This is a genomic window from Rhodococcus cerastii, assembly GCF_033042195.1.
Taxonomy (GTDB): domain Bacteria; phylum Actinomycetota; class Actinomycetes; order Mycobacteriales; family Mycobacteriaceae; genus Rhodococcoides.
Genome location: NZ_JAWLKF010000008.1, coordinates 143,906 through 155,654, shown reverse-complemented (window position 1 = coordinate 155,654; position 11,749 = coordinate 143,906). Strand labels below are relative to the sequence as shown.

The window sequence follows — 11,749 nt, the reverse complement described above, 5'->3', positions numbered from 1 at the left end:
GAGAGCAATCACACGTTCTTAGGGTGCCCTGCCCGGGTCAGATCGGCCCGCAACCGCGGCACGTCTACCTCCCAGTAACTGTGTTCGATGCCGTCGAGCAGCACCACGGGCACTCGATCCCCGTACTCCGCACGCAGGTCAGGCGATTCCGCTGCCGCCTCGTCGACGTCGACGACGGTCACTGCCACGTCGAATTCGCGGCACACCTCGTTCAGGACCTCGAGCGCGTGAGTGCAGGAATGGCAGCCTGCACGGGTGAGAAGAGCCACGCCGGTGGGGGTCGTCTGCATGCCTCCACTGTGACACGGCCGTAACGGAGACGAAGGTCACAGTCCCCGGTCCCACGTGGGGCCGAACGACAGGGGTCGAGTGCTGCCCTTCGCCTGTCGTCCGGACAACCCCGACTAGGCTTGCGGCGAGCGACTCGACTGGGAGGTGGACAGAAGTGAGTGACGGGGGAACAGACCTGCCGATCGAGAACACGCCCGATATCGACATGGTCGATACGAACGATCCGCGCGAGGACAAGCAGTTCAAGCGCCGCATCCGCAGAATCCGCAATCCGTTCGGTCCGAGCGACGCCGAGGTTCGCGCCAACGTTGCAGGCCAGGCCAGTGCCGATGCCGCTCTGGCGTTGCAGATCGAGTCCGAGGGGGCCGTTCCGCGGGATCTGACTGCTGCCGCCTTCTTCGACGTGGACAACACGATGGTGCAGGGCGCGTCGATCATTCACTTCGCTCGAGGGTTGGCCGCCCGCAAGTACTTCACCAGCGGTGATCTGGCCCAATTCGCTTGGCAGCAGGTCAAATTCAGGGTCAGCGGCAAGGAGAACAGCGAGGATGTCGCCAGCGGACGCGAGAAGGCGCTCTCGTTCATCACCGGCCGTCCCACCTCGGAGCTGACCCGGCTCGGCGAGGAGATCTACGACGAGATGATCGCTGACAAGATCTGGGCCGGCACCCGGGCTCTGGCGCAGATGCACCTCGACGCCGGTCAGCAGGTCTGGCTGGTGACGGCCACTCCCCTCGAACTGGCCCAGATCATCGCCAAGCGTCTCGGCCTGACCGGCGCGCTCGGAACCGTCGCCGAAAGCAAGGACGGAGTGTTCACCGGCCGTCTCGTCGGCGACATCCTGCACGGCATCGGCAAGGCGCACGCGGTGCGCTCGCTGGCGGTGCGTGAAGGTCTCAATCTCAAGCGCTGCACCGCGTACTCGGACAGCCACAACGACGTGCCGATGCTCTCGCTGGTCGGCACCGCCGTGGCGATCAACCCCGATACCGATCTGCGTGAGCTGGCCAAGAACCGGGGTTGGGAGATCCGCGACTACCGCACCGGACGCAAGGCCGCCAAGATCGGTGTGCCCACGGCGTTGGCGTTGGGCGCGGTGGGCGGCGGGCTCGCTGCGGTGATCGGCCGTCGCAAGGCCTGATCCGTCCGACCGCGGGCGATCAGAGAGTGAGCTGCATCAGCGTCAGGTCCAACCACCGACCGAACTTGACGCCCACCTGTGGCATCTGTCCGACGGTGGCGAACCCTAACTTCTCGTGCAGAGCGATCGACGTGGTGTTCTCGGACTCGATGAATCCCACCAACACGTGAATGTCGCTCGCTTTCGCTCGCTCGATCAACTCGCTCAGTAGCGCACTGGCCAGCCCGCGACGGTAGAAGTCTCGGTGGATGTACACCGAATGTTCCACCGAGTGTCGGTAGCCGCTCTTGACCCGCCACTGCCCGTACGACGCGTATCCGGCCACCCGGCCGTCGACCTCTGCGGTGAGTACCGGGTATCCCGCGGCGATCCGCCCCTCGAACCAGGCCGTGCGATCGGCGAGGTCGACCTGTTCTTCGTCCCAGATGGCGGTGGTGTTGGCGACCGCATCGTTGTGGATGTCGAGAATCTCGGGTAGATCGGCAGCGGAAGTGTCGCGAATTTGCACGGCCACACGATAACCCGAGCGTCTAACCCAGGAAGACGTTGCGCCTCTTGGCAAGCAGTCGATACAACGTGTGCTGAATTGTTTCGCGCACGTGGTCGGTCAACTCGAACAGCACCATCGGATCCTCGAATGCGGTGGAGTCGTACCCGTCGGTGGGGATCGGCTTGCCGAACTCGATGTACCACTTGGACGGCAACGGGATCAGACCCAGCGGGCCGAGGTGCGGAAAGAACGGCGTCACCGGAAAGTACGGCACGCCCATCAACCGGGCCAGTGGTGCGATGTCGCCGATCTTGGGGTAGATCTCTTCCGAGCCCACGATGGAGCACGGGATGATCGGCACACCCGTCCGCAGAGCAGCCGAGACGAATCCGCCGCGACCGAATCGCTGCAACTTGTAGCGCTCGCTGAACGGTTTACCGATGCCCTTGAACCCCTCCGGGAACACGGCGGCGACCTCGCCGGTACGCAGCAGACGCTCGGCGTCGGGGTTGCACGCCAGCGTGTGCCCGGCCTTGCGCGCGATCGTGCCGACGCCTGGCATCTCGAATGCCATGTCGGCGGCCAACATTCGCAGTGGGCGGTGCGCCGGGTGGTGATCTCGCACGGCGACCGACGCCATCAGCGCATCGACGGGCACGACGCCCGCATGGTTGGCGACGACGAGCGCGCCGCCGTCGGACGGAATGTTCTCGATGCCCTTGACCTCGACGCGGAACCACTTGTCGAACAACGGCCGCAGCAACGGAAGCCAGACCGCGTCGGCGAAGTGCGGGTCGTAGCCGAACTCGTCGACACTGTAGTCACCGGCCAGCCGCCTGCGAACGAACTCGGCGACCGAGGAGATCTGGTCGACGATCGTCGACTTGGTGTCGTCGATCATCGACAGCAACGGAGTCGGGAGCGAGGGCGTCACTGCCGACGCGTCGGCAGGAGCCGGGGCCGGCAACGGCGTCGGCTCGCGCGGATCGGCGTAGGCGGAGGGGTGCCGTTCACGCGAGCCCGCAGCCGCTCGCGCCGAGCGGCCGGACGTGCCGCCGTGCAATGGAATCACTTTGGCCACTTCGCTCACCTGTCCCCTCCCGAATTACGCACCGCTCCCGAACTACGCAGTGCCGCCAGCGCCCGCGCCGTGGACGCGCCTGTCTCGACGGCCGAGACCAGTCGATCTTCGACGCTGTCCACCCATTCGGTTCTGATGACCGGCCGCAGCGCTGCGCCTCGGACGAAGTCGTCGAATGCCTGAACCGTAGTCCACCGCGGCTCGAAGCCAAGGACGGACCGCATACGGGTGGTGTCCAGTCCGCAGCCGAAGTGGAAGTAGTCGAGTTGCTCGGTGGTGAACTCGCGCATCATGCCGCCCATCAGTGCGCGGCCGACGCTCTTGAACAGCGGAAACGGTACCGGCACCTGAACGCGGCCGGCTCGACGAATTGCCTGGGACAGCATGATCGTGCCGTCGGCTCCGATGTTGAACGTGCCGGCCGACCCACCGAGAGTCGCGCGCTCGAGCGCAGCCAGAGCGTCTTCCTCGTGCAGCAACTGCATGCGTGCGTCGCGACCTACGATGCTGGGAATCAGCGGCGAGGTCATGTAGCGCGAGATGGTGCCGTTCAGTCGTGGACCGATCAGCGGTGCCATGCGCAGGATCGACACCGCGATGTCCGGTCGTCGACGCCCGAGACCGCGCACGTATCCCTCGATGTCGATCGAGTCCCGCGCGTACCCACCGCTCGGGGGGCGTCGAGCACTCATCTCCTCGGTGAATTTCACCGGATCCTTCGCGCTGCAGCCGTACACCGCGGACGACGAACGCAGTACCACCCTCTCGACGGTCGGTGACTTCTGGCAGACCGCGAACAGCTGCATCGCGCCGATGACGTTGAGGTCTTTCATCGTCGCGCGGCCGCCGGATTTCGGGGGCTTGGCGACGGTGGCGGCGTGCACGACGGTGTCGACGCCGGCATTGCGAATCACTTTGCCGATCAGCGGATTACGAATGTCGGCGCGGACGAATTCCGCGCGTCCCATGCGGCGCAACAGATCCTTGCTTGGCGAGACTGCATCGACGGCGATGACGCGCTCGATGTTGGGATTCTGGGCCAGTCTGGTGACGAGGTAGCCGCCGAGGAATCGGCTCGCTCCGGTCACGAGGACCACTCGGGGCGCAGACGATCCACGATCGCTCGGACTCACTGCGCACCCCCAACGTCGGTTCCGCTGCAAAGCCTACTGGATCGACCGGGCTCGGCGCGGGTGAGAAGCAAAGCCCGTTCTTCGAACGGAAGAAGCCCGCCACCGATGGTGACGGGCTTCCCCATGAAGCAGATGACGGCAGGCTTATTTGCCGAGTTTCCTGCGCTGCACGCGGGTACGACGAAGCAACTTGCGGTGCTTCTTCTTCGACATGCGCTTGCGACGCTTCTTGATCACTGAACCCATGCGGGTGTCCTCACGTTCTTCTCTAGCGTTTTCGCGCACGCCGTTTGCGTACGCCTACCTGACAACCAAGCCCTGAGGGCTTCGAGCCAAAAGCCTTGGTCACCGAGCTGGCGCTGGGGCCACGTACTCGCCCACGGCTGCACACCGGCTGGCTGGCACGACGAGCGCCAATCCTACCGGTGTGAACCAGGACTTACGAAACCGGCCCCACGTGCACTACTAGCCTGCGTCGAAGTACGAGGTCTCGAGATAGTCGTGGACCGCCTTGGCGTGCACACGAAAAGATCGACCCACTCGTACAGCGGGCAATTCTCCGCCGTGCACCAGCCGGTACACGGTCATTTTCGAAACCCTCATCAGCGTCGCCACTTCGGCGACCGTGAGGAACTGCGTTCCGGCCAGGGCCGGTTGACCATCCGGGGACGAACCCTTGGACGGCTTGTTTATAGACGCCATCAATCCACATACCTCCGGCACGTCTCATGCGGCAGGCTTCCCCTCCTGCCGAACAGACACGCACGTGCTGCCCCCGAGCCTATAGGGACAGATGGGGTTACTGCGACGGGTGTGGGGAAAAGATTTTTTATTCTGCTGTGATGCCCATCTCAATGGATCGGGCATTCGCGGCACCGAGGGCATCGAAAAACGCTGCTCGGACGCCCTTTCTCTCCAATTCACGCACTGCTGCGGCTGTCGTTCCGCCGGGAGAAGTCACGGCGTACCGGAGCTCGCTCGCGCTCTCGTCGGAGCGATCGAGCATCGCTCCGGACCCCACCATCGTCTGAACCACGAGCGCCGACGCCACGTCGCGGCTCAATCCCAGGCCCACTCCGGCGTCGATCATGGCCTCGGCCACGAGGAAGAAGTAGGCCGGCCCGGAGCCGGACACGGCGGTCACGGCGTCGAGTTGGTTCTCCTTGACCACGACCACCTTGCCGACGGCCGAGAGGATCGACCGCACGAGTTCGAGGTGCTCGGCGCGGGCGTACTTGCCCGGTGCCAACACGCTGACGCCCTCCCCCACCAGCATCGGGGTGTTGGGCATGACTCGAACGACCGGGAAGCCGGCGGGGAGCTTGGGCTCGAACTTGGCGGTGGGAACGCCTGCGGCCAGCGAGACGATGAGTTGTTCGCGATCGCCGTCGAGTTCGATCTTCGTGATCTCGGTCAGTGCCGCTTCGACGTCGGCCGGCTTGACCGCCAGCACGATCACATCGGCTCCCTCGGATGCGTCGCCGACGGTGGTGGTCAGTACTCCGAATTCCTTGGCGATCTCCTTGGCGCGGGCCTCGGACTTCTCGGCGACCACCAGATCGCGCACTGCGTGGCCGGACTCGAGGAGTCCCGCAATCAACGCCTCACCGATCCGTCCGCCGCCGATCACTGCAATTCTCGTCATACGACCAAGCCTGCCATGTCAGTTCGAGCGCGGCACCATCGCCAACTGTCTGCTCTGCACCACGACGGCACCGGTCGAATCCAGCACCACGTGGTCCTCCTCGAACCAGGTGCTGCCGATGACGGTGCTGGTCGCCGCCACCCGCAGCCACCCCGGTGCCGGACGGCGTCGCAGGTAGGTCGTCAACTGCACGGTCGGAGCCCAACCGAACATTCCGCGGTTCATGGTCACCGGAGCCGAGATGTCTCCGGTCATCAGTGCGAACAGCACTGCGGTGTCGAGGTCGGCCTCGTCGCCCGCGAAGGGACGCACCCACAGTCGAATCTCCGCCTCGCCCTGCTGGCCGGTCAGGAACGACGCCGACGCCGCGTCGATCCGCATCTCGCAGCCCTTGGCGACGTGCACGATCGACGCCATCGGATGATCGCCCGCCACCGCGAGGGTCTCGGCCGGCGGCTCGGCTGCCATCGACGCCAGAGACGTGGGCGTCTCGTGGTGGGGTTCCTCGGAATCGGGACGACCGAGGGTCACCACCGCCCGCACGGCAACGCGTCCGGCCTGGGTGAGTTCGACGTCGACGTGCGAGACCTGACGGCCGCGCTTGCGTACCACCGTCGTCAGCGCGACGTCGCCGGGATCGGGAGCGGCCAGGTAGCTGACGCTCACCGCGAGCGGCTGGATCTCGGCCTGGTCCGGGTCGGTCGTGACGATGTGCTTGCGCGCTGCTGCCGCGCAGACGGCGAGCATCACGCCGCCGTGCACCTTCGGACCGATGGTCCAGGTGGAGTCGATCGCGCCCGCGAACGACGCGGTGTCGGCGGCGACCTCGAGCGCGGTCAGGGTGGTGGCGGCGGTGAAGGGGCTGGCGGAACTCATTTCCGACAACTTACCGGCGGTCTCAGGACAGGTGTGCGCGGGCGAACTGCAGTGCTTGCCCGAGCATCGAGGAACGCTCGGGGACCGTCCGCGCGTTCTGTGTGTTGATCTCGATGACCGCCTGCCCTTCGAAGCCGCGGCGCACCAGTTCGGTGCACACCTCCACGCACGGTTGGCTGCCGTGGCCGGGAATCAGGTGCTCGTCCACCGATGCGCCCCGGCCGTCGGCCAGATGCAGGTGCGCGATGCCCTCGCCCATCCGGTCGAGCATCTCGAGCGCGTCGGAGCCTGCGGTGGCCGTGTGCGAGAGGTCGAGGGTGTAGTGCCCGTGGCCGACGTCGGTCGGGTCGTAGGACGGCGAGAACGCCGACAGTGCCGCGCCCGGACCACCGCGTCGTTCGAGTCGCTGCGCGGATTTCTCCTTGCGCCCGAAGAAGCGGTCGGCACGCATGGGGAACATGTTCTCGACGGCGACCACCACGTGCGAGTTCGATTCGAGTTCGGCGACCTGATCGGCGAAGCCGTCGCTGTACTTGCGTTGCCACCGGAACGGTGGGTGCACCACGACCGTCGCCGAGTCCAGCTTCTCGGCCGCCTCGACCGAGCGTGCGAGTTTGGTGACCGGATCGGATCCCCACACTCGCTGCGAGATCAGCAGACACGGCGCGTGGATGGCCTGCACCGGCATCGAGTACTCCCGCGAGAGCGCGGCCACCGCGTCGACGTCCTGGCTGACGGACTCGGCCCACACCATCAATTCGATGCCGTCGTACCCGAGCTCTGCCGCGTATCGGAACGCCGCCTCGGTGTTCTGCGGGTAGACCGAGGCCGTGGACAGTCCTACCTGAATTCGCTTCGCGCCCATCGGTGTGCCGACTCAGCCGGTACTGAGTTGGAAGGCGAGCGGACCGAGCGTGACGAAGACACCGACCGCGATCGCGATCACGATCGAGATCAGATCGTCGGTGCGTCGCAGAATCCGCACCACCGCGACGAGCCCGACGATGACCAGCACCGACAGCACCAGAGCGACCCACGGCAACACGTCCCACAGTTGCTCGAAGCCCTTGAACAGCAGCGCGCCGACGGCGATCGACACCACGGCCTGACCGATCAGCACCAGCCATTGCCGGACGGCACCGCCCTTGCCCTTGACGGCCGCTGCCCGGCGGTCGGTCCGCGAGGCCGCAGTAGCGCTGTCGGCCTCCGCGTCCGGTGCGTCTTCGGTGTCGGTGTCGGCCTCGACGTCGGTCGCGGTCTTCGGTTCGTCGTCGATCTCCGGCTTCACGAGATCGACGACCTCGGTGGCGGCGGACGTATCGACCTTCGCCGACTCGTCGGCCGACTCGGCCGTCGTGTCGTCGGCGCGCGCAATGCGCGGAGACACCGCGGTCTTGGCCAGGTCGTCGACGTCGATGACCGCAGCACGCGGAGCGACGTCGGTGTTCGGCTCGACCACCTCGACCTGCCGCGAGGCTCGGAATCCCACAGGCTTGCGGGCCCGGCCCTGCTCGGCCGCGGTGGATCCGTACGGAAGCCGATCCGACGCCGGTGCCGTGGGCGCAGCCGGGCGCTTGGACCGTTCGGTGTCGTCGTGCGAGCGGTTGAGCAGGTCACCGGCAACCGTGGTGGAGCCGGACAGCAGTTCCGGCTCGGGCTGCTGCTTCTCGCGCTTGCCTGCCGGTTGGAACGGGGTGGGGCGAGTGGTCTGCGGCTTGGCCGGTTGCGGCCGGGAAGAGACGGCGGCGGGTGCATCGTCCTCGGCCGCATCGCTGCTCTGCGGCGCTGCCGGGGCGACCTCGGGCGTCTCGGGCGTCTCGGGCCCGGACGCGTCGGGAGCCGGGGACTCGACCACCGGGGCGCTGCGGTTACCGGGCTCGTCGCGTACGACGGGGATCTCACCGGTCAGCTCGGCGACGGAGATGCCGCCCTTGACGCCGCGGCGACGGCGACCGCCTGCGCTCAGGTTCGTCTTCTGACCGTTTCGAGCCAGCAGCTCGGCAACCGAGATCTGTCCGGTGTCCTCCGGGTTGGTGTCGCTCATCTCGAGCTCACCACCGGATCGCCGTCGGTTTCGGGGTCCAGCTTCCTCAACATCAAACCTTCCTTCAGCGCCCACGGGCATATCTCGGGTGACTCCGCTGTCGATGCCCGCATGCTCGCCTCCGCTACCAGAGCCCCGGCCACCAGTGGTGGCGACCTGTCGGCGCTGACACCTTCCAATTCTGCACGGTCGGCCACAACGATCCGCGTTACGAACGCTACGAGTCGCCTCGAGCCGCGTCCGTTACGGCGTCGAGCACCCCTATTCGCACATGCCCACGGTACTGGGTCTACCGTCGACGTTTGTGACAGCAGGTCGTGAGCAGCAGTCGTTCGCTGCAGAGGTCGAGATGGATTTCCCGCGAGAATGGGTCGAGTTTCCCGACCCCGACAATTCGGAACACCTCATCGCTGCGGATCTGACGTGGTTGTTGTCCAACTGGACCTGCGTGTTCGGAACTCCGGCCTGTCAGGGAACCGTCGAGGGCCGCCCCGACGACGGTTGTTGCTCCCACGGCGCGTTCCTGTCCGACGAGGACGACAAACGCAAGCTCGACGAGTCCGTGAAGTTGCTCACTCCGCAGGACTGGCAGCTCATGGACAAGGGTCTGGGCAAGAAGGGATACGTCGAATACGACGATCTCGACGACGAGCAGTCGCTGCGGACGCGGCGCTACAAGGGTGCCTGCATCTTCCAGAACCGTCCCGGGTTCGAGGGCGGAATCGGGTGCGCCCTGCACTCGATGGCGCTCCGCAAGGGCATCGAGCCGCTCGAGGTCAAGCCCGACGTGTGCTGGCAGCTGCCGATCCGACGTACCCAGGACTGGGTGACGCGGCCGGACGGCTCGGAGATTCTCAAGACCACGATCGGTGAGTACGACCGACGCGGCTGGGGCGAAGGCGGTCTCGATCTGCACTGGTATTGCTCGGGCTCGCCCGATGCGCACGTCGGCTCGAAGCAGGTGTTCGAGTCGTACAAGCCGGAATTGACCGAGCTACTCGGCAAGGCGGCGTACGACGAACTGGCATCGCTGTGCAAGCGTCGCCGCGGTCTGGGTCTGATCGCGGTGCATCCCGCCACTCGTGAGGCGCAGCGCCGATAAGTGCCTCCGGCAGTGGCGTGGTTGAGTGCCGCAGAGGGCACTTAACCGCGCCACTGCGCGCAGCGCACTACCCCTCGAGTTTGTAGCCCAGTCCGCGCACGGTGACGAGGTGTTCCGGCTTGGCCGGGTCCGCTTCGATCTTCGAGCGCAGTCGCTTGACGTGCACGTCGAGGGTCTTGGTGTCGCCCACGTAGTCGGCTCCCCACACGCGGTCGATCAACTGTCCGCGGGTCAGCACTCGACCGGAGTTGCGCAGCAGGTACTCGAGCAGATCGAATTCCTTGAGCGGCAACGTGATCTGCTCGGATCCGACCATCACCACGTGGCGTTCGACGTCCATGCGCACCGGTCCGGCTTCGAGCACTCCGGTATCGACTCCACCGTCGACCTCGGCGTCGGAGCCGCGCCGCAGAACTGCACGGATGCGGGCGATGAGTTCGCGTGCCGAGTACGGCTTGGTGACGTAGTCGTCGGCACCGAGTTCGAGTCCGACGACCTTGTCGATCTCACTGTCACGTGCGGTCACCATGATCACGGGAACGCCTGAGCGCGAACGCAGTTGCTTGCACACGTCGGTTCCGCTCATGCCGGGGAGCATGAGGTCGAGCAACACGATGTCTGCTCCTGCGCGATCGAATTCCGCGAGTGCCGACGGTCCGTCTCCGACGACCGTGGCCTCGAAGCCTTCCTTGCGGAGCAGGAAGGCCAATGGATCGGCCAACGACTCTTCGTCTTCCACGATCAGAACGTTGGTCACTGATTCTCTCTTTCTGTAACCGAAGCGTCGTCTTCTTCTTCGAAGTACGCAGGGATCTGGAGGGTGAAGGTGGATCCGGTGCCCAGCTTGCTCCACAGCGAGATGCTGCCGTTGTGGTTGGCTGCGACGTGTTTGGCGATGGCCAGGCCCAGACCTGTGCCGCCGGTTGCCCGCGACCGAGCTTTGTCGACGCGGAAGAATCTCTCGAAGACGCGTTCCTGGTCTTCCTTGGCGATGCCGATGCCGCGGTCGGTGACGGCGAACGCCACGTTGTCTCCGCGCAGGGCTCGGCTCACCGACACCGGTGCACCGTCGGAGGAGTAGGCGATGGCGTTCTGGATGAGGTTGGCCAGGGCCGTCACCAGCAGCGCTTGGTCGCCGAGAACTTCGAGGCCGCTCGGATGGTCGGTGGTGACGGAGATTCCGGCGTTCTCGGCGGCGAGCTTGGATCGATCCATCGCCTCGTTGACGACGGTGTCGACATCGACGACCTCGAGGTCGGGTAGCTTCTCGGCACCCTGCAGGCGGGACAGTGCGATCAGTTCGGTCACCATGTTGCCGAGCCGTTTGGATTCGGCGACGACCTTGCCGCCGAAGTGCCTCACCGAGTCCGGGTCGTCTGCGGATTCGAGCAGCGCCTCGGCCAGCAGGCTCATCGCGCCGACGGGAGTCTTGAGTTCGTGGCTGACGTTGGCCACGAAGTCCCGACGCGTCGCCTCCATCCGGACCTGCTCGGAATCGTCGTCGGCGAACAGCACGACGAAGCGTTTGTCTTCCTTGCTGAGCAACCGGGCTACGCAGCGGACGGCGATCTTGTCGCGGCCGGTTCTCGGGTTCTTCGAGCTGAGGTCCACTTCGACGGGGTTGCCGTCGGCGAGGACCTTGAGCGCGGCATCCCACGCCCGGTCGTCGATCAGACGGTTACGCACCAGCCCGAGCTCCTCGGCTCGCGGATTCGACAGGACGACGTCGTGAAACTGATCGACGACGGCGATGCCGCTCTCCGATGCGAGAACGATCAGGTCCAGTACCTGCGACATCGTCAGGCCGGACGTAGCTCGGCGGCGCTCCGAGTGTCGAGTGTTGAGGTACGGGATCAGAACACCGCCGACGAGGTATCCCACGAAGGCCGCGGCGATCGCCAGTAGTACGGCCGATGCAACACTCACACCGGAATCGTACGTTCGAT

The 11,749-nt window shown here is 65.7% G+C and carries 14 protein-coding genes and 1 pseudogene; 2 read left to right on the top strand and 13 right to left on the bottom strand.

From position 1 onward, the window contains the following. Positions 1-8: 8 nt before the first annotated feature. Positions 9-290 carry a glutaredoxin family protein gene (locus tag R3P93_RS15905; protein WP_068046471.1) on the bottom strand — a complete coding sequence of 94 codons (282 nt, stop codon included), beginning with the start codon at positions 288-290 and terminating at the stop codon, positions 9-11. A gap of 206 nt (positions 291-496) precedes the next feature. On the opposite strand from R3P93_RS15905, the gene R3P93_RS15900 reads away from it, so the two are divergent. Then, positions 497-1,432 (top strand): HAD family hydrolase, encoded by a 936-nt coding sequence (locus R3P93_RS15900; protein WP_068046474.1) that lies wholly within the window; start codon positions 497-499, stop codon positions 1,430-1,432. Positions 1,433-1,451: 19 nt separating this feature from the next. Here R3P93_RS15900 and R3P93_RS15895 read toward each other — a convergent pair whose 3' ends face one another. The 10 genes and pseudogenes from R3P93_RS15895 to R3P93_RS15850 all read right to left on the bottom strand — a co-directional run. Further along, complete coding sequence (locus tag R3P93_RS15895) at positions 1,452-1,940, bottom strand: GNAT family N-acetyltransferase (protein ID WP_317533417.1); 489 nt, start codon at positions 1,938-1,940, stop codon at positions 1,452-1,454. A 22-nt stretch (positions 1,941-1,962) separates the two neighbouring features. Further along, on the bottom strand, positions 1,963-3,012 hold the full coding sequence (locus tag R3P93_RS15890; protein WP_317533416.1) for a lysophospholipid acyltransferase family protein: 1,050 nt from the start codon (positions 3,010-3,012) through the stop codon (positions 1,963-1,965). Further along, complete coding sequence (locus R3P93_RS15885; protein WP_317533415.1) at positions 3,009-4,136, bottom strand: NAD-dependent epimerase/dehydratase family protein; 1,128 nt, start codon at positions 4,134-4,136, stop codon at positions 3,009-3,011. Before R3P93_RS15885 ends, R3P93_RS15890 begins: the two co-directional genes overlap by 4 nt. Positions 4,137-4,280: 144 nt before the next feature. Continuing rightward, positions 4,281-4,382, bottom strand: a complete 102-nt coding sequence (locus R3P93_RS15880; protein ID WP_003402602.1) for a 30S ribosomal protein bS22 — start codon at positions 4,380-4,382, stop codon at positions 4,281-4,283. 219 nt (positions 4,383-4,601) lie between these two features. Then, positions 4,602-4,838: a helix-turn-helix domain-containing protein gene (locus tag R3P93_RS15875; protein ID WP_008713658.1), complete on the bottom strand. Its 237-nt coding sequence runs from the start codon at positions 4,836-4,838 to the stop codon at positions 4,602-4,604. Between the two features lie 127 nt (positions 4,839-4,965). Then, the gene (gene proC, locus R3P93_RS15870) at positions 4,966-5,781 is read right to left on the bottom strand and encodes a pyrroline-5-carboxylate reductase (protein ID WP_068282380.1); all 816 of its coding nucleotides are present in this window, start codon (positions 5,779-5,781) and stop codon (positions 4,966-4,968) included. An 18-nt stretch (positions 5,782-5,799) separates the two neighbouring features. Continuing rightward, positions 5,800-6,657, bottom strand: a complete 858-nt coding sequence (locus tag R3P93_RS15865) for a thioesterase family protein (RefSeq protein WP_317533414.1) — start codon at positions 6,655-6,657, stop codon at positions 5,800-5,802. Positions 6,658-6,679: 22 nt separating this feature from the next. Then, the gene (locus R3P93_RS15860) at positions 6,680-7,522 is read right to left on the bottom strand and encodes a sugar phosphate isomerase/epimerase family protein (protein ID WP_283347893.1); all 843 of its coding nucleotides are present in this window, start codon (positions 7,520-7,522) and stop codon (positions 6,680-6,682) included. A gap of 12 nt (positions 7,523-7,534) precedes the next feature. Next, positions 7,535-8,701, bottom strand: coding sequence for a hypothetical protein (locus R3P93_RS15855; protein WP_317533413.1), 1,167 nt, complete (start codon positions 8,699-8,701; stop codon positions 7,535-7,537). Continuing rightward, positions 8,698-8,937, bottom strand: a pseudogene (locus R3P93_RS15850) (Ppx/GppA phosphatase family protein); the annotation flags it as partial. The gene R3P93_RS15855 and the pseudogene R3P93_RS15850, both read right to left, overlap by 4 nt. Before the next feature lie 113 nt (positions 8,938-9,050). On the opposite strand from R3P93_RS15850, the gene R3P93_RS15845 reads away from it, so the two are divergent. Beyond that, positions 9,051-9,803 (top strand): hypothetical protein, encoded by a 753-nt coding sequence (locus R3P93_RS15845; RefSeq protein WP_179276371.1) that lies wholly within the window; start codon positions 9,051-9,053, stop codon positions 9,801-9,803. A gap of 67 nt (positions 9,804-9,870) precedes the next feature. On the opposite strand, the gene R3P93_RS15840 is transcribed toward R3P93_RS15845, so the two are convergent. Both R3P93_RS15840 and R3P93_RS15835 read right to left on the bottom strand, forming a co-directional pair. Next, the gene (locus R3P93_RS15840; protein ID WP_032380369.1) at positions 9,871-10,560 is read right to left on the bottom strand and encodes a response regulator transcription factor; all 690 of its coding nucleotides are present in this window, start codon (positions 10,558-10,560) and stop codon (positions 9,871-9,873) included. After that, a complete protein-coding gene (locus R3P93_RS15835) occupies positions 10,557-11,729 on the bottom strand; it encodes a sensor histidine kinase (RefSeq protein ID WP_317533412.1) in 1,173 nt (390 codons plus the stop codon). The genes R3P93_RS15840 and R3P93_RS15835 overlap by 4 nt, the downstream gene beginning before the upstream one ends. Between the last annotated feature and the right edge of the window lie 20 nt (positions 11,730-11,749).